Below are 21,475 nucleotides of genomic sequence, written 5' to 3'. Positions count from 1 at the left end.
CTTGCAAATGAAATGTTGGCGTGCTGGCGATCATGCATGATCCCAATCTGGCCGCACGTTATACCCACTAACTGGCATGGCTAACTGATGGCACGCTGCTGGCCCAGGACACACCGGAGCGCACGATGACGCGCAGATTGTGCAAGCCTGTCTCGGCATTAAAGTTGAGGTTATCAGACAAGGCGGCAAACCACCCTTTGCGATGGCCTCCCACACATAAAAAAACCCGTACAGGTTCGCTGTACGGGCTTTGCATCAAGCAAATCAAACTACTCAGGCACGTCGCACACGCTTAAACAATGCCCCAATTTCGCCAACAATTCCACGCCGAAACGCCAGCACGCAGACGATAAAAATAAACCCGGTCACGATCGTCACCGATTCACCCAAACCGCTAAACCATTCAATGTGCGTCACCGTCGCCAACCAGCTACCGATATCGCCTAGTTTATTTTCCAGAACAATGATAATCACCGCACCAACGATCGGTCCTGTGAGCGTCCCAAGACCGCCCACCAACGTCATCAGTATCACCAGACCAGACATGGTCCAATGCGCGTCTGTAAGCGTCTCAAAGCCCAGCACCACGGTCTTGGTGGCACCGGCCAGACCCGTCAACCCTGCCGACAATACAAAGGCCAGCAATTTATAGCGATCAACATCGTAGCCCAGCGAAATCGCACGCGGTTCATTCTCCTTGATCGCCTTTAACACCTGACCGAATGGCGAATTGATCGTGCGCACAATCAACGCAAACGCCAACGCCGCAATCGCCAGCACCACGTAATACAAAGTCAGATCGCTCTCAAGACTGATCAAGCCCAATAACTTCCCGCGCGGAACGCCCTGCAAACCATCCTCGCCCCCCGTGAACGGCGCTTGCAAGCAAACGAAATACACCATCTGCGCCAACGCCAGCGTGATCATCGTGAAATAAATCCCCTGTCGCCGAATCGCCAGACTACCCATCACTAATCCGATGAGCGCTCCCGCCAGTGTCCCCAATATCAACCCGGCTTCTAACGGCAAACCAAGTTTAGTTAAGGCATACCCGGCAACATAACCGGCTCCGCCAAAAAAAGCCGCATGCCCAAACGACAGCAAGCCGGTAAAACCGATCAACAAATTAAAAGCACAGGCAAACAACGCAAAGCACAATATTTTCATCAAAAATACGGGATAAATACCGAACGGTGCCGCGATTGCCGCCAGCAATATCACGCCATACAGAAGGTTTTTATTCATGCTGGTTTTCATTATTTATGTCTCCGACTATTTTTCTTTACCAAACAAACCTGCCGGGCGAATCATTAATACGATTGCCATGACGATAAACACCACGGTCGCCGACGCCTCGGGATAAAACACTCGGGTCAAGCCCTCAATCACCCCTAACCCCAAGCCCGTCAAAATCGAGCCCATGATCGAGCCCATGCCGCCAATGACCACCACGGCGAAGACGACGATAATCAGGTTAGAACCCATCAGTGGCGACACTTGGATTACAGGCGCCGCCAGCACCCCGGCAAAGGCCGCTAAAGCGACGCCGAAGCCGTAGGTCAGCGTCACCATCAATGGCACGTTGATCCCGAACGCCTCGACCAGTTTTGGGTTTTCGGTACCGGCCCGCAAATACGCACCGAGCTTGGTTTTCTCAATCACAAACCAGGTCGAAAAACACACAGTCAACGAAGCAAACACCACCCAGGCACGATAGTTAGGCAACATCATAAAGCCGACATCGGTTGCACCGCTCAACATATCCGGCACCGAAAATGGCTGACCTGACACGCCATAAAACGAGCGGAAAACACCCTCCACCATCAGCGTGATCCCGAAGGTCAACAGCAGACCGTATAAATGATCAAGCTTGTATAACCAGCGCAGCATCGTCTTTTCAATAATGATGCCGAATACACCTACGATGAGTGGTGCAAGGATCAGCATGACCCAATAATTCAAATTGAAATACGTCAATCCAATCCAGGCTAAAAATGCGCCCATCATGTACAACGCGCCATGCGCAAAGTTAATCACATTAAGCAGGCCGAAGATGACCGCAAGGCCTAGCGATAACATCGCATAAAACGAGCCGTTGACCAGACCCAGCAAGAGCTGGCTCATCAAGGCCTGGAGGGGAATGCCGAATAATTCCATAGCTTTGTCATCAAAAAATCACTTTCGATACCACACGGGATTGTCGGCTTTAAGGTACCAAGACGGCAGGCGAATATCGATCAGTGATGCATCATTAAAAGACACAACGGTGCATTGTGCGTATTGACTACGAACACAACGCACCGTCGGTGTCGGACTAATTTAAACAGGGAGATTGCGGGGACTTATTTCCAGGCCACGCACTTAGAATCTGCTTTCGGCATAAACGCTTTTTCCGCTGGAATCGTCTCGACTTTTGTCAAATAATCCCAAGGGTATTTGGAGTCTGCCGGTGCTTTAACCTGATACAACGTCATGTCATGCACTACACGACCATCCGGACGCAAATAAGCATTCTTGGTGTACATATCGGTGAATTTTTCTTTGCGCAATTGGGTCATGACTTTGTCGCCATCATCCGTGCCTATCGTTTTCACCGCCATCAGATATTGCATCGCCGCCGAATAGTCAGCAGCATGCAAACTCGATGGCTCTTTTTTCATTTTAGAAAAATACCGTTTTGCCCATGCGCGCGATGCATCGTCCTGATCCCAATACCAGCTATCGGTTAAATACATGCCTTGCGTTTGCTTCAATGTCAGCGAATGAATATCGTTAATAAACACCAGCAAACCAGCCAATTTTGCCGTCTTGGTCACACCAAATTCATTGGCCGCCTTGACCGCATTAATCATGTCACCGCCAGCATTTGCCAAGCCAATAATTTGGGCTTTCGAAGCCTGAGCCTGCAACAAAAAGGAAGAAAAATCAGACGCATTCAAAGGATGCTTGACCGCACCCAGAACGGTCCCGCCAGAGGCTTTTACCACTGCCGTTGTATCTTTTTCCAGCGAGTTTCCAAACGCATAATCGGCGGTCAGGAAATACCAGCTTTTACCGCCCTGCTTGACCACTGCCGAGCCGGTCCCGTTTGCCAACGCGTATGTGTCATAGGCGTAATGTACCGTGTAAGGTGTGCATTCTTCATTGGTCAAACGGGTGCTGCCTGCACCAATAGCAAAGAACGGTTTTTTCTTTTCAGAAGCAATTTTTGCCATCGCCAGTGCAGCGCCGGAATTGGTCCCGCCGATCAACATATCCAAGCCTTGCTGATCAAACCATTCACGCGCTTTGCTCGATGCAATATCTGCTTTGTTTTGATGATCTGCGACGATTAATTCAATTTTTTTGCCGTTAATAGCGCCACCCATATCAGCGATCGCCATCTTGATTGCTTCAACTCCGCCAGGGCCGTCAATATCAGAATACACGCTCGACATATCGGTGATAAAACCGATTTTGACGGTGTCGCCAGAAATTTGCGCTGATGCCGGTGCGGCTATAGCAAACGCTACTGCACTCGCGACGGCGAGTGTTAATACTTTGAATGTTGTATTCAATGTCTTCTCCATTTTTACTACTTTTTTTACTACTTATAAATGAGCGTTTTTATACACCCAATAACGTATTCAATACCGGCATTTTTTCTTGCAATTGTGCAGCCTCAAAAGTCTCCACAATCTGCCCGTGTTCCATCACATAAAACCGGTCCGCCAGAGGTGCAGCAAAACGAAAATTCTGCTCAACCATAATAATGGTGTAACTATTCGCTTTTAACATCAAAATCATGCGCGCCAAGGCTTGCACAATCACTGGTGCCAAGCCTTCTGAAATTTCATCAAGCAACAATAAACGTGCACCAGTACGTAATATGCGCGCCACCGCCAGCATCTGTTGTTCACCACCAGACAAGCGCGTTCCCTGACTGTTTTTGCGCTCCTCCAGATTCGGAAACATCGCGTAAATTTCAGCGATGGACATGCCCTTATCGGTCTTCGATACCGACGGCGGCAAGAGTAGATTTTCTTCGGTTGAAAGCGACGAAAATATACCGCGTTCTTCAGGGCAATAGCCAACACCAAGATGGGCAATTTTATGCGTCGGCAAACCAATTGTTTCGACACCGTTGATTTGAATTGACCCTTTTCGCGTGCCAGTTAATCCCATAATGGCGCGCATCGTGGTGGTCCGGCCAGCACCATTACGGCCCAGTAGCGTTACCACTTCACCGGGATTGACGGTCAGATTGACGTTATGCAAAATATGCGATTCGCCATACCAGGCTTGCAGATTGCTGATACTCAAAGCAGGTGTAACGTTAGATGAAATTGGCGTACGCGTGACGCTCTCAGGCGGAGAAATAACCGATGGCATTGTCATCAATGCGCTCCTTCTAATGCTGTAGCCTCTGTACCCATATAGGCTTCCATCACCAACGGATTGGTCGATACTTCTGCGTAGCGGCCCTCGGCCAGTACCGCACCGCGTTGCAACACGCTGATCTTGTCGCAAATGCCTGAGACCACGCCCATATTGTGTTCAACCATTAAAATGGTCCGGCCAACCGATACTTTCTTGATCAACGCAGTAACGCGATCAACGTCTTCGTGGCCCATGCCCTGGGTCGGCTCATCGAGCAACATCAGCTCAGGTTCCATGCTCAAGGTTGTCGCGATTTCCAAAGCACGCTTGCGGCCATACGGCAAATCCACAGTCAAAGTATCGGCAAATTCAGTCAAATCGACCTCTGCAAGTAAGGCCATCGCACGATCCCGTAATGACGCCAGACTCTTGCTACTTTTCCAGAAATGAAATGACGTACCCAGCGTGCGCTGCAAGCCGATACGAACATTTTCGATCACCGTTAAATGCGGAAAAACAGCAGAAATCTGAAACGAACGAATAATCCCCTGCCGCGCAATTTGGGCCGGAGCCGCTGCAGTAATGTCACGATTATTGAATAAAATCTGGCCCGAAGTCGGTACCAGAAATTTCGTCAGCAAATTGAAACAAGTTGTTTTACCAGCGCCATTCGGACCGATCAAAGCATGGATATGTCCACGCTCAACCTGCAAATTGACGTTGTTGACGGCAGTAAAACCTTTGAACTCTTTGGTCAGATTTTTTGTTTCCAAGATGATGTCGCTCATCCGGTCTCCTTGTATTTTTTATGTATGTAATAAGGACTGCCAGTATTACCAAATTATTGTTTGATTATTATGTGTTGTAGATAGTACAGAGGAGAACAAATCCCAGCAATACGTAGTTGTACTAAAACCAAATAGCGCAACAAATCGCTCAAACAATATGCGTTAAATAGCTTTATCCATAATGAATTTCGCCGCCATTTCAGCAATCATCAAGGTCGGCGAATTGGTATTACCAGACGTAATAGTGGGCATCACAGAAGCATCTGCCACCCGTAATTTACTTACGCCAATTACACGTAATTTACTATCAACTACTGCTAATTTATCACTAACTTTACCCATCTTACAGGTTCCAACCGGATGAAAAATAGTCGTTCCGACCTCCCCTGCAGCACGAATTAATTCGTCTTCGGTTTGATATTTCAGTCCCGGCATGAACTCTTGCGGCGCATATTTTTGTAGTGCCGGCGCTGCTGCAATTTTGCGTGTGAGTGTCACCGACGCCGCCGCAACTTGACGATCAGTTTCTGTTGCAAGGTAATTTAAAGTGATCTTTGGGGCGACAAAAGGATCTGCTGAAGCGAGCCGAATATGCCCGCGTGAAGTGGGTCGCAAATTACACACACTGGCTGTAAATGCCGGAAAACTGTGCAAAGGATCGCCGAATTTTTCTAGCGATAATGGCTGAACGTGGTACTCAAGATTGGCTGTTTCCTGGGTCGGATCGGATTTCGCAAAAGCCCCTAATTGCGACGGTGCCATCGACATCGGGCCGCTGCGCGACCACAAATATTCCATGCCGATCTTCATTTTTCCCAACCAGTTGTTGGCCATCACGTTCAAGGTTTTTACGCCCGTAACTTTAAAGCCCATCCGTATTTGTAAATGATCCTGCAAGTTTTCACCAACGCCAGGCGCATCGACTAATACCGGAATTTGATGTTGTTGTAAAAGCGCTGCCGGACCGACGCCGGATAATTGCAAAATATGCGGAGAACCTACGGCCCCGGCGCACAATAAAACTTCCTTTTCCGCTTCGGCAAACCACTCTTTTCCACCGCCAAAAAAGGCAACGCCTTTGCATTCCAGCCCATTTTCACCGGCATCGATTTGTAGTCGTTTAACCTGACAACCGGTCATGATTTCCAGATTGCGACGCGTAGCTGCCGTGCGCAAAAAAGCTTTGGAGGCATTCCAGCGTATTCCGCGTTTTTGATTCACGTCGAAATAACTGACGCCTTCGTTGTCACCTTGATTGAAGTCATCGATTTTAGGAATCCCACTTTCAGCAGCAGCATCGCGAAAAGCATCCAGAATTTGCCACGACAAACGTTGCTTTTCTACACGCCATTCTCCTCCTGCCCCATGAAAAGCACTGGCCCCGTCGTAGTGATCTTCACTTTTCTTAAATGTCGGCAATACATTTTCCCAACGCCAACTGTCGTCGCCGGTCATTGCTGCCCATTGATCGTAATCCCGAGCCTGACCACGCATATAAATCATCCCGTTGATTGAGGAAGATCCACCCAAAACCTTGCCACGCGGATAAAGCAAACTACGATTATTCAATCCGACATCTGCTTCGGTCCGATATAACCAATCAGTACGTGGATTATTGATGCAATACAGATAACCAACCGGAATATGTATCCAGAGGTAATCGTCTTTACCGCCAGCCTCAATTAACAACACCGTTACTTTGGGATCTCGAGTCAATCTGTTGGCTAATACACAACCGGCAGTGCCTGCACCGACGATGACGTAGTCATATTTGCCCACAACTTCCATTTGTCATCCTTTTATCGTTCTTGTTCTTTGTTTTTCCATGTACTTATCTACTTTCTTACTTACTAGGAACTTACCAAGAAAGGCTTGAAGAAGGTTTTTATTTTTTTAAAAAAAATGTATTGCTCCAAAGATACGTGAAACATAGTTTTATTGGGTAATAAACCTTCGTTTTTTTACTTTTAAGATGCTTAAACAATGCTCTTTTCTGCATTTTTCTTTCCTGTGTTTAATTTATAGATTTATATATATAAATAGTAGTAATAGTAAACACCCTGATTTTCTGTGGATAACCCATTAATTCCCTTTATAAATAACTACTTACTTACCGTATAAATGGCTATTTATACGGTAAGTTTGTTAACCTGGGAGAGTGGATAAAAAATTAAATTGTCGTTTTCGAAGCGTTATTCACAAACTGTCCTTCAGCATATCCAAAGACTTATCCACAGATGAAATAGCACTTGAAAAAAATAATGATGTTGATGTTTTTAGAAAGAAGGTTTTCTGTTTTTTTACAATAGCTATCTGCTTATTTTTGCGGGGATTTTTTTGAAAGCGATGTTAAAAGATCTTAGACGACTCAAATAGCCAGCCATTTTTCAAGCTTCTTCTTCTGTTTTGTTTACTTGTTTATATACATAAATAGTAGTGATAGTAAACAACCCTATTTTCTGTGGATAACGCAGCTTTTCTTTTTGTAAACAAACGCTTATAGATTGGATAAGAGCACGCGAATGACTGTACTGAAAGCGCATAGTGATTGCATAAAAAAGAGGAGCGGGGATAAATAGGATGCTAGTCACAATTTATCCCATTGTTATTCACAGAGTTATCCACAAAATCGTGATTTTGAGTCTGAAAATAGCGGATTTACGACAGTTAAGTCGAGGCACAGGCTGCCAGAACGATTTTAAGGGCAATGTTGTGATTGAAAATAGGTGTCTACAGGCTGCTCAAACGGTATTGGATGCAGAATTTTTTCAAAAGAAGCTTTAAAACAAGGGCGTTGATACGGGGGATTTTGGCTGGTGTTTTATAAAACAGCGTGAAAACCTAGGGTTCAGGTCTGATTTTTAAAGAATCTTATCTTTTAAGAGGACTTTATCCGGCGAATTTTTAGAAAAAACCGCTTTTATTTGTTTTAGTTAATGATTGAAAAATATAAATAGTAATAATAGTTAACGACTGTTCTTTCTGTGGATAAGAGTTAAAAATCATTTGTAAACAAGCATTTGCCGTTTGAATAACCTTTGAGTAAACGCTGTATCAACAATGGATAGCTGTTGAACAAAAAAATGCGTGCTAAAAAAATAGGTGATATCCCCATCGTATACATGGGATATCCACAGACTTATCCACATTTGGCGCTGAATGCATGATGAAATGCAGGCCTGGGTAAACAGAACCGGCGCGTTGATATGCCAGAAAAGGAGCGCAAATAGCGGTGAATGTTTGAGCGGTGTTTTTCGGTATCGGTGGCGCAAAGTCCGAAATTACCCAGTAAACCGCGTTGTATGAGGAATGAACGTTCTAAAAAACAGGGGTGAAAGTCGGTCTTTGTGCGTTGAGGACAGGATAAAGGAGGTCGTGCCGGGTTGTGCAACAGGCCAGCCGCTTGCCAACTAATGCGTCAACCATGGGGCTAAATGTAGGATCATCGATTTAAGCTTGAGAAAAGAACAATCGATTTCTTGACTGGTTTTTATGTTCGAGGCAGCCATAATCTCAAACGAGAGCCCGCTAGCGGCTTTTAAATCTCATGCGCATTCAACGCTCTGGAAACGGAGGTGTAATGCCGCCAGCGGCGTGTAGAGCTGATCTGAGGGGATGTTGTGCCAATCCCTACTTTCCCGGCTTGAATCAATCTGTCGTTTATTTTCGCCAGAACGCCCGCCACGGCATTACTGACGTTTGATAGAGCACCGATGGTATTTATCTCGCAAGGGCTGACACGGTCCGATTTCAGCACTCTCTGGCGCGTTATTGAAGGAGGACTCGCTTGCAAAGTGGGCTGTAGGCATAAAAAAAGGGCCATCGTCATCTACGAGGCCCCAAAAACGATGCAAAAAATAATAGTGCAAGGCTGCTACCAAGCAAAAGCAGAAAACCTCACCTATTTGAAATTACGCTTCCAACGTCATCAAACTGGCATTTCCCCCCGCCGCTGTCGTATTGACGCACAAAGCCCGTTCAGCGACTAATCGCCAGAGCGGAATCGGTACAGATTCAGATGTTCCCAGCACTGGCACCAATGCACCGTCGCGGGCTGCCAGTAAAGGGTGCAAGCGTGCCAGATCAGCGTTATCGACCAAAGCCAGATGCAGTGCGATGGCGCTGGCATCATTGCTATTGACGGAGTCGACAATCTGTATCGATGCGCGTACAGACGGTGGCAATCCGCTCGGAATCAATGCTGAGGCCGACGCTTCGATTACCGGCGTATTACCCGTTGCCAGCACGGCGGCCAGTTGATTAAGCATCATCGCCACGGTCTGGGCGCTACATAAGACTGCGCCACGGGGGGCAAATGCCAGCGTATTGCGCTCGCCAGTGGGTCCAGGCAAGACCATTGAGGTTCCCAGCCAGCTATGGTGCAGATATTCCTGACCTAGCGCTGTTATACGTTGATGACCATGGGTTTTTGCCCAGCTTAATAATGCTTGTAGTGCGGAGGTTTCTTCGCTCACCGCGCGTACTGTCGCGTTGGCCTCATGGATGGTGTGCGCGCCCAAATTGACGATGGGATCTTTTTGCAGACGTTTCAAATACAGGGGGCCGCCCGCTTTGGGTCCTGTACCTGATTTTCCTTCGCCGCCAAACGGTTGGACGCCGACCACCGCGCCGACGATATTACGATTGACATAGATATTTCCAACGTGCGCACTACGGGAGATGAAATCGATGGTTTCATCAATCCTCGAATGGACGCCAAGCGTTAAACCATAGCCACTGGCGTTAATTTCATCGATTAATTGCGGTAATTCAGCACGGGTGTAACGTAATACGTGTAACACCGGTCCAAACACTTCACGTTCCAATTCAGCTAGCGAGCCGATTTCAATCATGGTCGGTGCAACAAAGGTACCGTGATCTTGTTCGGCGGACAGCGGTAGTTGGAAAAAGTCTTTTGCCGTGGTTTTCATTTTGGCGATGTGGGCCAGCAATTGCGCTTGCGCTTCGGCATCGATGACCGGGCCGATATCGGTTACCAGACGGTCGGGATTGCCGATCCGCAATTCTTGCATCGCGCCTTTGAGCATGTGGATGGTGCGCTCGGCAATATCGTTTTGCAGACACAACACCCGCAATGCCGAACAGCGTTGACCAGCACTGTCGAAGGCGGAACTGAGCACGTCGACTACGACTTGCTCGGGCAAGGCGCTGGAATCCATGATCAAGACATTTTGGCCGCCAGTTTCCGCAATAAAGGGCAGATCGACACCCTCTTCTACTGCGCGTTTGGCAAGCGTGCGATTGATGATTTGGGCGACTTCGGTTGAGCCGGTAAAGATTACGCCTTTGACGCGTGCATCGGCTGTCAGTCTGGCCCCGACGGTGTCACCCTGCCCGGGCAGTAATTGCAAGGCTGCGCGTGGAATACCGGCTTGATGCAATAGTTGTACGGCCCGGGCTGCGATCAACGGTGTTTGCTCGGCGGGTTTCGCCAGCACCACATTGCCAGCGGCAAGCGATGCACTGATTTCACCGACAAAAATGGCTAATGGAAAATTCCACGGGCTAATACAAACCACCGGGCCGAGCGCCGACGTGTTTTGCGTGGGACGAATCTGGGCGGCGTAGTAGCGCAAAAAATCGACCGCTTCGCGGACTTCGGCAACGCCATTCGGTAGTGATTTTCCGGCTTCGCGGATGGCTAGCGCAATGAATTCAAGTTGATGTTCTTCGAACAGGTCGGCAGCGGCCATGAGCATGTCGGCGCGCTCGGCAGGCGTGGTTGCTTGCCATTCCATGGCATAAAAAGTGGCGGTATGCAGGGCGTATTCAATTTCCTCAGCACTGGCTTCGATGACGCTACCGACAACATCGCGATGATCGGCGGGATTGAGAATCGGTTGGGCTAGTTTGGTGGCGCGGTCACCACTATGTCGCCCTTCGGCAATCAATGGCATGGCTTGCCATTGATTGTTGCCAAAGTGCTGAAATGCGGCGTCAATCTCACGCAAAACATTTTCGTTGCTGAGATCAATTCCGGCGGAATTTTTGCGTTCTGCGCCATACAGGGCGCGGGGGAGAACGATATTGGCATGCGGTTCACCACCCAGCTTGCGAGCTGCTTCCAGCGGGTCGGCGATGAGCATGTCGATGGACACATTTTCATCCACAATTTGATTCACGAACGACGAGTTGGCACCGTTTTCGAGCAAGCGCCGCACCAGATAAGCGAGCAAGGTTTGATGCGAGCCGACCGGTGCATAAATCCGGCATGGTTTGTCCAGGTTATCTTTTCCGACGACCTGATCGTAGAGCGTTTCGCCCATGCCATGCAGACATTGAAACTCGTAATCGGTGATTCCTTTTTCTTGCGCCCAGCTATAAATAGTCGCCAGTGTGTGGGCGTTGTGGGTCGCAAATTGTGGATAAATAACATCAGTGACAGTCAGTAATTTTTGGGCGCAGGCGAGGTAAGACACATCGGTGTAAATCTTACGGGTATAGACCGGATAACCGGGCATGCCGTCGACTTGCGCGCGTTTGATTTCGGCATCCCAATACGCGCCCTTGACCAGTCGCACCATAAACTTTTGACCGCTGCGACGCGCCAGATCGGCCAGATAATCGATCACGAACGGGCAGCGCTTTTGATAGCCCTGCACCACGTAACCGAGACCTTGAAAACCGGCCAGTTCAGGATCAAACGCCAGCGCTTCCATCAAATCGAGCGAGAGTTCCAGACGATCTGCTTCTTCGGCATCGATATTGAGGCCGATGTCATAGTGTTTCGCCAGTAATAGCAATTGCTTCAGGCGTGGCAATAGTTCGGTCAGTGTGCGTTGTTGCTGGGCGCGGGAATATCGCGGATGCAGCGCCGATAATTTGACCGAGATACCCGGTCCGTCTTTGATGCCACGTCCGGCAGAGGCGCGGCCGATGGCGTGGATGGCGGTCTCGTAGGAGGCGAAATAGGCGCGGGCGTCTTCTTCGGTCAAAGCTGCCTCGCCTAGCATGTCGTAGGAATAGCGATAACCGCGTTTTTCGTTTTCGCGGCTGTTTTTGAGCGCCTCATCGATGGTTTGTCCGGTGACGAACTGATTGCCCAGCATGCGCATGGCGACATCGACGCCTTTGCGGATAAGCGGTTCGCCGCCTTTGGTAATTAGTTTGGTCAGGGCGGAACCGAGTCCCCGCTCGCTGTTGGTGCTGACCAGTTTGCCGGTGATGAGCAAGCCCCAGGTGGCGGCATTGACGAACATCGATGGTGACTCGCCCAGATGACGTCGCCAATCGCCTTTGCTGATTTTGTCGGCGATCAGGCGATCTGCGGTTTGATGATCGGGAATGCGCAATAAGGCCTCGGCCAGACACATGAGCGCGACGCCCTCTTCTGACGACAATGAGAATTCATGCATCAAGGCATCAACACCGGAGGCGCGGGTGCGTTTTTCGCGCACGGATTGCACCAACTTGCGTGCCAGAGCTTGGCTTGCCGCATGCGCGCTCGGGCTATCCTTGACCATTCCCAGCAACCATTGCACGGCTAGTGATTCATCGCGACGCCAGGCGGCGGTAATAGCCGCGCGTAAGGGTGACGGATCGCGCATGACTTCGGCGTTGAACGTCGCAAATGCCCCAGTGAATGCAGCAGTAGTGGGAGCAGAAAGCGCTGCACTATGCGTAGCACTAAGCGTGGTGGCATCCAAAGAGGAAGTCTGCAAGGATTGCGTCGGCATGGTGGCGGTCTCAAAATGGTTAAAGATGCAATGAAATGGAGGGCAAAACAGGTAGAATTACTCAAATTGCTTAATATTCTCGAATCGACCGATTGTAGGCGTCATTAAGATGGATTTATTCTGGTAATACTGGGGTCTATCAAAACTTTCTTACCATTGAGAAAATTTAACCGAATAAAATTTTTCTGGAAATGACCACCATGCTCGACAAAATCAGTAAAAGAATTCTCTCGGAGTTACAGAACGATGGTCGGATATCGAATGTCGATTTATCGGGACGGGTAAACCTGTCCCCTGCGGCTTGTTTAGAGCGCGTGCGCAAGTTGCAGGATGCTGGGTATATCTTGCATTACACGGCGCAACTTAATCCGCAGTTGCTCGATGTGGCGTTGCTAGTGTTTATTGAAGTGGTGCTGGATCGGACCACTCCGGAAGTGTTTGATGCCTTTAGCAAAAGCGTGCAGGTCATTCCTGAGGTGCTGGAGTGCCACATGGTGGCTGGCGGCTTTGATTATCTGGTGAAGGCGCGGGTCAAGGACATGAATGCTTACCGCGAATTTTTAGGGAAGTCGTTGCTGCAATTAAAGGGTGTGCGGGAGACGCATACTTATGCAGTGATGGAGGAAATTAAGCACACTACGCGCTTGCCGATTCGGTGAGAAATGTGAAGGGGCGCGAGCGCCCCGTATTCATCAGGCTGCTAAGGTTGGCTTTACTGAGCTAGTTTGTTGGCGTGACCTTGGGTTAGCCCGGTTAAAGCCGCCAAAGCATCATCGGCGCGCGCCGATGGGACAAAGACATGGTCATGGAAATAGGCGGCAATGACGTTGGCACTAATGCCGGACTTTGTCAGTGCGGTGGCAACCGCGGCCGTTAGTCCGACAGCGGCAAGACTGGAGTGGACATTGAGCGTAATCATGGTGAATGTCCCTTCGTAGGCTAGCTTGGCCTCATCCGCTGTTTTTTTATCTAAAATCAGCGTTAATCCTTCTTTTTCCTGAAACGATCCGATGGGCGCTAACGCCGCATACGCACCGTAACTGGCATGCGGGACAGTTACAAAGACAAATAAGCCGGGGCTTGCGGATGGGCTCATCGAGGCAAGCAGTGTATCGAGATCGGTGATGGCGGTCATAGGCAGAGAAGGGGGCGTTGCTGGTTTGATGGGATCGACGGTTTTGGCGTAAGCAGAACTGGCGAGGGCAACGGAAATGATCGTTGTATTGACGATAGGGTTAACAATCCTCATAGATATTTATTCTTTCAGCGATAAGTGCGCAAAAAGTTCATTCATGGCATGAACATAGCCGATTTGAATGACAAAGCGGCGGCGCTAAAGTTCAGCGCCGCCGCATCGTGTAAGTCACTATTTGTATCCGAATGGCTTTTTTTGTATGGCGCTTCTCAGGTACTGCCGCGTACCGCCAGTTCAAATCCCAGATCGATGCGTGCTTTTTCGATGGGGCGGCCTTTGAGGGTTTTCAGTAAGAGTTCGGCGGCGATGAAGCCAATATCGTAGCGCGGCGTGACAATGGTGGTGATGGCCGGATTGGCGTGCGCAGCCCAGGGCAGGTCATTAAAACCGGCAATCGCCATCTGGGACGGCACGGCGATCCCGCGCCGCTGGCATTCAAATAAGACTCCGAGCGCCAGATCGTCATTGCAACAAAATACGGCGTCGCAATCAGGCGTTTGTTTCAGGATTTTTGTCAGTAATTCTGCACCTAGTTCTATCGTCGATGCGACCGGTAACAGGACTTCAAAATTAGGATTGAGGCCGGCTTCGGTCAAGCCTTTGCGAAATCCTTCACGCCGTTTCATGGCGCGTGGATCAAGCTGAGCGGCGATAAATGCAGGGCGTTTGTAGCCGCGCTCAATAAAATGGCGGGCGACGTTGTAACCGGCCTTTTCTTGCGAAAAACCGACAGTCAGATCATTTTCGTTTTTACTGAGATCGAACATCCGTACGGCAGGAATGTTGTTGTTCGCCAATAACACTCTTGCCGATTCTTTTTGTTCAATACCGGTGAGTAAAAATCCGTCCGGGGCGTGGGCCAGATAGGTTGCGATCAGTTCGCTTTCTTTATCGGAAGAATAGTTACTTTCACCGATCAGGAAATGATATCCAGCTTGACTCAGGCAATCGCGAATACCGGACAAGGTATCGATAAAAACCGCATTAGTCAGAGAAGGGACAATGACGCCTATGACACGCGATTTGGCCGAGGCCAGCGTGCTTGCTGCCTGATTCGGCACATACCCGAGTTGTTTGATAATGGCGTTAATTCGGTCACGCGATTTTTGTTGGACCAGTCCGGGTGAAGTCAGCGTGCGCGAGACCGTCATCGGGCTGACGTTGGCGGCTTTTGCTACGTCGGTAATCGTGATCCTGCCTGTCGCGCGCCCACGGCGTTGAGGGGAAAATAGTGTGATGGCTTCCGGCGGGGTGGGGGTGATCGATTTTTTGTTGGTCCGGGAGTTGTTTTTTGGGATCGAACGCGTTGTCAGAGTCGATATTTTAGTCATTATTGGGATATGTTTTGTAAATTTTTTTTCATTTTTGCCCGTTGATATTGTTCGACTACAGCTTTGATATTACCTGCTTTGAGAGTGCATTTTTCATCTTTTTTGGTAGGGTTAGCCAATTTTAATTTGTATAATTGCGTGCTAATCATTTGGCGTTGAAACACCTCTTTTTCCCCCCTCCCTTTTCTATTCAAAATAATTGCGCTCTCAGGCGTGCATGTTTTGATCGATGGTCATCACTCCAAGGAAGCAACATGTCGGTTCAACCCTCGCAGGACGCTCAGCAATATATGTTGGGTGTGGATATCGGTACCACCAGCACCAAGGCGGTGTTATTTACGATTGCCGGTCAGGTGGTCGCACAGCATGCGGTTGAATATCCATTGCTCAGCACGGTCGCCGACATGGCAGAACAGGATCCTGCAGAAATTTACGCCGCTGTATTGACTACGATTGCGCAAGCGATCAGTGCGGCACAGATAAGCCCGGAGCAGGTTGTTTTGGTCTCTTTTAGTGCCGCCATGCATAGCCTTATTGCGATGGACGAGAACGATCAGCCGCTCACCAACAGTATTACTTGGGCCGATAACCGGGCGGGGGCATGGGCGAACAAAATTCGTCAGGAAATGGATGGTCACGCGATTTATTTGCGGACCGGCACGCCGATTCATCCGATGTCGCCGTTGTGTAAATTGCTCTGGCTACGCCACGATCATGCCGCTATTTTTTCACGCAGTGCGCGTTTTGTCGGGATCAAAGAATACGTCTTTCACCGTATGTTCGGACAGTGGTTGGTGGACCATTCCATCGCCTCGGCCACCGGCATGTTTAATCTGCGTGCGTTGGAGTGGGACAGCGGGGCGCTGGCATTAACAGGCGTTACGCAAGGGCAATTATCGCGTCTGGTGCCGACCACTTTTCAGCTAAGCGGCATGTCGCCGATGCTCGCGCAGCAACTCGGATTGTTGACGACGACACCGTTTGTCATCGGTGCCAATGACGGCGTATTGTCTAACCTTGGGGTCAATGCGATTGCGCCGGGGCAGGTTGCGGTCACGATAGGCACGTCTGGTGCGATGCGCACCGTGGTCGATGCGCCGGTCACCGATCCGGGCGGGCGTACGTTTTGCTATGCGTTGACCGAGAAGCATTGGGTCGTCGGTGGGCCGATTAACAATGGCGGCAGTATTTTGCGCTGGGTGCGTGATGAGTTGGCGACTGACGAGGCGGCTAAAGCGCGGCAGGCCGAGCGTGATCCTTACGAAGTCTTGATGGAGATCGCAGAGCAGGTCCGCCCCGGTGCCGATGGCTTGCTGTTTCATCCCTATCTGGCAGGCGAGCGTGCGCCGTTGTGGAATGCCGATGCACGTGGCTCGTTCTTTGGGCTGGCGATGCATCACGGCAAACCGCAGATGATACGGGCGGCGCTGGAGGGCGTGATTTTTAGCTTGTATAGCATCTTGCCAGCCGTTGAGGAATTGATTGGCCCGACCCGGCGCATGATGGCCACCGGCGGTTTTGCGCGCTCGGCACTGTGGCGGCAAATGATGGCCGATATTTTCGATCGCGAAGTGGTGGTGCCGGAAAGCGTGGAGTCATCCTGCCTCGGCGCGGCGGTTTTAGGCCTGTATGCGTTGGGGCGGATTACGTCGTTGGACGCGATTGCCGAGATGGTTGGCTCGACCCATCGGCATGTGCCGAACCCTGCGAATGTGGCGATCTACAAGAAGTTGTGGCCGATTTACGCGGCCATCCCACAGCGGTTAGAACAGCAATATCGGGAGCTGGCGGCGTTTCAGCGCGCATAGTTTTTTGGCGTTATTCGACGCTGAGTTCACTAAATTTCGCATGCGCTGTCGCCGCCAGATGGGCGCGCAACCATTTGTGTGCCGGGTTGCGTGCATCACGCTCGTGCCAGAGCATGTCGACATCGACGGCGGGCGTCGGAAATGGGAGTTCGCATGCGACTAGCACGTCGGTCATGCCGGTTGAATCGATCAGATGACGCGGCAATACAGTGATCAGGTCGGAGCTGGCGACGACTTTGCCAGCGGTAAAAAACTGATTCACGGTGAGCAAAATGCGTCGTTTGCGATGCATGCCGACGAGGATTTCTTCGATTAAACCGTGCGCACGGCCAGAAAAACTGACCAGCAAGTGATGGGCATTGCAATAGCTATCGACGGTCAGGGGCGCTTGCGCTAACGGATGCCCTTTACGCATCACACAAACATAGTGGCCCGTATATAAGCGCTCATGATGGACCGGTGACGCTGAAGTGGTCTGACTGCCTGATAGTTGCGCTGTCACGCCCGGAAAAAATCCTACCGCCAGATCCACATCCCCGCGCATCAACATCTGGCGCGGATCGCGTGTGGTCAGGGGCACCATCCTGATATTGAGCTGCGGCGCTTCGCGCTCGATAGTGCGGACCAGAGACGGTAACCAGAGCGCCGCGGTCGCGTCGGCCATAGCCATTTGAAACGTGGTTTGGGCGCGTGAAACATCGAACGTTTCCGGCGTAATGGCGGTTTCCAGATCGGTCAGGGCACGCCGTACCGAAGGCCAGAGTTCTTCTGCGTATTGGGTTGGTTTGACGCCGTGGGCGGTGCGGATGAGCAACTCGTCCTTGAGTGAGTAGCGCAACCGTTTTAAGGCGTTCGATACCGCCGGTTGCGTCATGGCGAGGCGGTTAGCCGCCCGCGTGAGATTTTGCTCGGTCATTATTGCGTCGAATACGCGCAGTAAATTCAAATCAAGCGTCAAGAAACTCATATGTAGGGTGGACCAATGTTAGTTGTTGGGATTCATTTTTTGATACTGGTTTGATCGTGATGCATTTTCGCAATATTGCCGATGTTTCAAAATGCGGTGCATTGAAAAAGTTTATAACTGTCAAGCGGTAGCCGTTAACGCATTCATATCACATTTATCAGCCAGAAGAGAAAGCGGTCTGCATTATTATGCTCTGGAAATGTTGTTTAAAGACAATAATGTTAATGCTATTCTCATAGCGCATGGCGCTATGCGCCGAGCGCATAACAGATATCCGCATTCACCATTGGATCGCTAAGGATCGTCATAATATACTGCGCTGCAGCAGAGCATTATTATTCTTAACTTGAATATTGCTAATGGTTATTTGTATTAAAAAATGCAAGCCAAAGTTGCAAGAACAGATTCAATAAGTCGAACAAATATCATGTCACTTTTTACATTAGCCTCCTCCACTGAAATAGTCTTGTTTGATCAGCCAATCTTGCAAGCGATAGCAACCATCGCCTCGGCAATGATCTGGCCCGTCCTGGGATTGGGTGTCGCGACGGTCATCGGTATCATTTTCAAACCGTTGTTGCGCGGGATGTGGCGTGCAGCGTTAGCGCTGATTAAGCCGCATAAGTCGTTGGAACGCCGGATTGCAGAAAACAAAATGAAGGGTCGCAAGCTGGCACGGCGTATGGCAAACGATCACGCACGCAGCCATCCGAATCTGGCTGCTGAGCTGCGATTATTGGCAGGTAGTAATTAGTGTCGAATTGTCGTACTGTTACGTTTTAAAGTATTGGTTTTAAGCAATGTTGGTCGTATGTCCGAATTGTCTCCTCCATCCTCCCCGGATGGATTGTCCCCACTGGCGCTTGGCGTAAGTGGGGTTTTTTTTGGTGCCTGGGCAATGTGAAGCGCGCATAAAAAAGCGCAACAAAATAGTTGCGCTTTTTGAATTGATTGGCTTAAAAAATATCAGTTCAAGCGATTAGTTCGCCAGCCGTTTTTCCAGCTTGACCTTCACTTCTTCCAACTCCCGCGGCAAATGATATTTCAGCTTCTCGAATAATTCGGTATGGAGCGCGATTTCGGCCTGCCATGCGGCGGGGTCGATGGAGGTGATCTGATCGAATTGCTGCTCGGTGAAATCAAGCCCATCCCATTGCAGATCAGTAAACCGTGGCGTGGTACCAAACAAATGCTCAACGCCGCCGGCGTTATTGTCGAGCCGATCCAGCATCCATTTCAAGACCCGCATATTGTCGCCAAAACCGGGCCAGACGAACTTGCCTTCGGCATCGGTGCGGAACCAGTTGACGCAGAAAATCTTCGGGATTTCTGCGGGTGAGGCGGCAATCTTGCGACCCATATTGAGCCAATGCTGAAAATAGTCGCTCATGTTGTAGCCGATGAAGGGCAGCATCGCAAACGGATCACGCCGCACGATACCTTGCTGACCGACCGCCGCTGCCGTGGTCTCAGAGCCCATCGTTGCTGCCATATACACGCCCTCGACCCAGTTACGGGCTTCGGTTACCAGCGGGACGGTGGTGGAGCGACGGCCGCCGAAGATGAAGGCCGCAATCGGTACACCAGCCGGATCGTCCCACGCCGCATCGATGACCGGATTTTGGGTCGCAGCGACCGTAAAGCGGGCGTTGGGATGGGCGGCCTTGGCACCGGTTTCTTTGGCAATTGTTGGCGTCCAGTCTTTTCCTTGCCAGTCGATCAGATGCGCTGGCGCTTCTTTGGTCATGCCTTCCCACCAGACATCGCCATCGTCAGTCAGGGCGACATTGGTGAAGATGGTGTTCTCACGCATCGAGGCCATGCAATTGAAATTGGTTTTTTCGTTGGTGCCGGGGGCGACGCCAAAATAACCGGCTTCCGGATTGATCGCATACAAGCGGCCATCCGAACCGGGTTTGATCCAGGCGATATCGTCGCCGATGGTGGTGACTTTCCAGCCCTCAAAACCGGTTGGGGGGATGAGCATCGCAAAATTGGTTTTACCGCAGGCCGAGGGAAACGCGGCGGCGATGTAATGCTTTTTACCGGCAGGCGACTCCACACCCAGAATCAGCATGTGTTCAGCGAGCCAGCCGCCGTCACGGCCCATGGTGGAGGCGATACGGAGCGCGAAGCATTTTTTGCCGAGTAAAGCGTTGCCGCCATAGCCGGAACCGTAGGACCAGATTTCGCGAGTTTCAGGATAGTGGACGATATATTTGGTCGGGTTGCATGGCCAGGCCACATCTTTTTGACCCGCTTGCAAGGGCGCCCCAACGGTGTGCACGCATGGCACAAAGTCGCCGTCTTCACCCAGCACGTCGTAGACCGCTTTGCCCATGCGCGTCATGATGCGCATGTTGACTGCGACGTAGGGCGAATCCGATAGTTCAACGCCGATATGCGCAATTGATGAGCCCAGAGGCCCCATCGAAAAAGGGACGACATACAGTGTGCGGCCTTGCATGCAACCGGCGAACAAACCGTTTAGCGTCGTGCGCATCTCGGCCGGATCGGTCCAGTTATTGGTCGGTCCTGCGTCTTCTTTGTTGGCGCAGCAGATGAAGGTGCGATCTTCGACCCGTGCCACGTCCGATGGATCGGAGCAAGCCAGATAGCTATTCGGGCGTTTGGTTGCATTGAGTTTTTTCATCGTGCCGGCGGCGACCATGTCGGCGCATAGACGATCGTATTCTTCTTGCGAGCCGTCGCACCAATGGATGCTGTCCGGTTGCGTCAGTGCAGCGATTTCGCTGACCCAGGTGATGAGCTTTTGCTGTTTGACGTAGGCCGGCGGGTTGATGGTCGCAATGGAATCAGGTGCGAACCGGGGTTTGAATTGAGGAAAATTCATGGTGCTGTCTCCAAAAGAAAAAATGCTTGTTGCGCCTTATTGGGTGGGGGCAACCGGGCGATACTGAGGCCCTGGCTGTCGTCGAACAATTAAGGTGTCAAATAGGGTCTAAATTCGAGCGTTAAATTCAGTGGCAACCGATGCCGAAATGAACGGGAAGTGGAATAATGCTTTGTTAAGATTAAGTTATCTTTTCATCTGTTCACAGACTAGATGTTGTGTTTTTAATAGCAAGAAAGCATTTATTGTACACGCGTTTTGTAGTAAAAATAACCAACTAATGTAGTAAGGAATTTATGGTTTTACGTAAGCCGTTGCTTTATTACGAGATCGTCGCAGGAACTTCTTTTTTCCACTTTTTTGGCAGGGAATAATATGAAAATAGCCATACTCGACGACTATCAGGATGCGGTCCGGCATCTCGATCGATTCGTGCTTGTCCGTGGTACTCGGCATAGAACTACTGAGTCGGAGAC

General features: G+C 50.1%; 15 protein-coding genes. 3 read left to right on the top strand and 12 right to left on the bottom strand.

The window, feature by feature from the left end; all coding sequences use genetic code 11:
* Positions 1-273: 273 nt before the first annotated feature.
* From ACVBEF_RS07905 to putA, 8 genes are all read right to left on the bottom strand, one after another.
* Positions 274-1,245, bottom strand: a complete 972-nt coding sequence (locus ACVBEF_RS07905) for a branched-chain amino acid ABC transporter permease (protein ID WP_447123394.1) — start codon at positions 1,243-1,245, stop codon at positions 274-276.
* Between the two features lie 27 nt (positions 1,246-1,272).
* Positions 1,273-2,157 (bottom strand): branched-chain amino acid ABC transporter permease, encoded by an 885-nt coding sequence (locus ACVBEF_RS07900; protein ID WP_447123393.1) that lies wholly within the window; start codon positions 2,155-2,157, stop codon positions 1,273-1,275.
* 185 nt (positions 2,158-2,342) lie between these two features.
* Entirely contained in the window at positions 2,343-3,569 is a 1,227-nt protein-coding gene (locus tag ACVBEF_RS07895; RefSeq protein WP_447123392.1) for an ABC transporter substrate-binding protein, read from the bottom strand.
* A 37-nt stretch (positions 3,570-3,606) separates the two neighbouring features.
* Entirely contained in the window at positions 3,607-4,371 is a 765-nt protein-coding gene (locus ACVBEF_RS07890) for an ABC transporter ATP-binding protein (RefSeq protein ID WP_447123425.1), read from the bottom strand.
* Between the two features lie 5 nt (positions 4,372-4,376).
* Positions 4,377-5,147 (bottom strand): ABC transporter ATP-binding protein, encoded by a 771-nt coding sequence (locus ACVBEF_RS07885; RefSeq protein WP_447123391.1) that lies wholly within the window; start codon positions 5,145-5,147, stop codon positions 4,377-4,379.
* A gap of 162 nt (positions 5,148-5,309) precedes the next feature.
* Positions 5,310-6,935 (bottom strand): GMC family oxidoreductase, encoded by a 1,626-nt coding sequence (locus tag ACVBEF_RS07880; protein ID WP_447123390.1) that lies wholly within the window; start codon positions 6,933-6,935, stop codon positions 5,310-5,312.
* A gap of 599 nt (positions 6,936-7,534) precedes the next feature.
* The gene (locus tag ACVBEF_RS07875; RefSeq protein WP_447123389.1) at positions 7,535-7,738 is read right to left on the bottom strand and encodes a hypothetical protein; all 204 of its coding nucleotides are present in this window, start codon (positions 7,736-7,738) and stop codon (positions 7,535-7,537) included.
* A 1,320-nt stretch (positions 7,739-9,058) separates the two neighbouring features.
* Positions 9,059-12,871, bottom strand: coding sequence for a trifunctional transcriptional regulator/proline dehydrogenase/L-glutamate gamma-semialdehyde dehydrogenase (gene putA / locus ACVBEF_RS07870; RefSeq protein WP_447123424.1), 3,813 nt, complete (start codon positions 12,869-12,871; stop codon positions 9,059-9,061).
* Between the two features lie 173 nt (positions 12,872-13,044).
* On the opposite strand from putA, the gene ACVBEF_RS07865 reads away from it, so the two are divergent.
* Positions 13,045-13,503, top strand: coding sequence for an Lrp/AsnC ligand binding domain-containing protein (locus tag ACVBEF_RS07865; protein ID WP_447123388.1), 459 nt, complete (start codon positions 13,045-13,047; stop codon positions 13,501-13,503).
* Positions 13,504-13,556: 53 nt separating this feature from the next.
* Here the strand turns inward: ACVBEF_RS07865 and ACVBEF_RS07860 are convergent, their stop codons facing one another.
* Together ACVBEF_RS07860 and gntR are read right to left on the bottom strand one after the other, a co-directional pair.
* Positions 13,557-14,093: an ACT domain-containing protein gene (locus tag ACVBEF_RS07860; RefSeq protein ID WP_447123387.1), complete on the bottom strand. Its 537-nt coding sequence runs from the start codon at positions 14,091-14,093 to the stop codon at positions 13,557-13,559.
* Positions 14,094-14,248: 155 nt separating this feature from the next.
* Positions 14,249-15,352, bottom strand: a complete 1,104-nt coding sequence (gene gntR, locus ACVBEF_RS07855) for an HTH-type transcriptional regulator GntR (RefSeq protein ID WP_447123423.1) — start codon at positions 15,350-15,352, stop codon at positions 14,249-14,251.
* 272 nt (positions 15,353-15,624) lie between these two features.
* On the opposite strand from gntR, the gene gntK reads away from it, so the two are divergent.
* A complete protein-coding gene (gntK, locus tag ACVBEF_RS07850; RefSeq protein WP_447123386.1) occupies positions 15,625-17,178 on the top strand; it encodes a gluconokinase in 1,554 nt (517 codons plus the stop codon).
* 10 nt (positions 17,179-17,188) lie between these two features.
* Here gntK and ACVBEF_RS07845 read toward each other — a convergent pair whose 3' ends face one another.
* A complete protein-coding gene (locus ACVBEF_RS07845) occupies positions 17,189-18,145 on the bottom strand; it encodes a LysR family transcriptional regulator (RefSeq protein WP_447123385.1) in 957 nt (318 codons plus the stop codon).
* Between the two features lie 427 nt (positions 18,146-18,572).
* Between ACVBEF_RS07845 and ACVBEF_RS07840 the strand changes: the two genes are divergently transcribed.
* Complete coding sequence (locus ACVBEF_RS07840) at positions 18,573-18,899, top strand: hypothetical protein (RefSeq protein ID WP_447123384.1); 327 nt, start codon at positions 18,573-18,575, stop codon at positions 18,897-18,899.
* A 225-nt stretch (positions 18,900-19,124) separates the two neighbouring features.
* On the opposite strand, the gene ACVBEF_RS07835 is transcribed toward ACVBEF_RS07840, so the two are convergent.
* Positions 19,125-20,999 (bottom strand): phosphoenolpyruvate carboxykinase (GTP), encoded by a 1,875-nt coding sequence (locus ACVBEF_RS07835; protein ID WP_447123383.1) that lies wholly within the window; start codon positions 20,997-20,999, stop codon positions 19,125-19,127.
* Between the last annotated feature and the right edge of the window lie 476 nt (positions 21,000-21,475).

It is taken from the genome of Glaciimonas sp. GG7, assembly GCF_052976905.1.
Note: the sequence above shows the minus strand (reverse complement) of the source record. Positions and strands in the feature narration are given on the sequence as shown.

Excerpts from the sequence above, each read along its gene's own strand:
- ACVBEF_RS07905 (WP_447123394.1), bottom strand. The coding sequence starts at position 1,245 with ATGAATAAAAACCTTCTGTATGGCGTGATATTGCTGGCGGCAATCGCG.
- ACVBEF_RS07900 (WP_447123393.1), bottom strand. The coding sequence starts at position 2,157 with ATGGAATTATTCGGCATTCCCCTCCAGGCCTTGATGAGCCAGCTCTTG.
- ACVBEF_RS07885 (WP_447123391.1), bottom strand. The coding sequence starts at position 5,147 with ATGAGCGACATCATCTTGGAAACAAAAAATCTGACCAAAGAGTTCAAA.
- ACVBEF_RS07840 (WP_447123384.1), top strand. The coding sequence starts at position 18,573 with ATGTCACTTTTTACATTAGCCTCCTCCACTGAAATAGTCTTGTTTGAT.
- ACVBEF_RS07845 (WP_447123385.1), bottom strand. The coding sequence starts at position 18,145 with ATGAGTTTCTTGACGCTTGATTTGAATTTACTGCGCGTATTCGACGCA.
- gntK (WP_447123386.1), top strand. The coding sequence starts at position 15,625 with ATGTCGGTTCAACCCTCGCAGGACGCTCAGCAATATATGTTGGGTGTG.
- ACVBEF_RS07890 (WP_447123425.1), bottom strand. The coding sequence starts at position 4,371 with ATGCCATCGGTTATTTCTCCGCCTGAGAGCGTCACGCGTACGCCAATT.
- ACVBEF_RS07860 (WP_447123387.1), bottom strand. The coding sequence starts at position 14,093 with ATGAGGATTGTTAACCCTATCGTCAATACAACGATCATTTCCGTTGCC.
- ACVBEF_RS07895 (WP_447123392.1), bottom strand. The coding sequence starts at position 3,569 with ATGGAGAAGACATTGAATACAACATTCAAAGTATTAACACTCGCCGTC.
- ACVBEF_RS07880 (WP_447123390.1), bottom strand. The coding sequence starts at position 6,935 with ATGGAAGTTGTGGGCAAATATGACTACGTCATCGTCGGTGCAGGCACT.
- ACVBEF_RS07835 (WP_447123383.1), bottom strand. The coding sequence starts at position 20,999 with ATGAATTTTCCTCAATTCAAACCCCGGTTCGCACCTGATTCCATTGCG.
- ACVBEF_RS07865 (WP_447123388.1), top strand. The coding sequence starts at position 13,045 with ATGCTCGACAAAATCAGTAAAAGAATTCTCTCGGAGTTACAGAACGAT.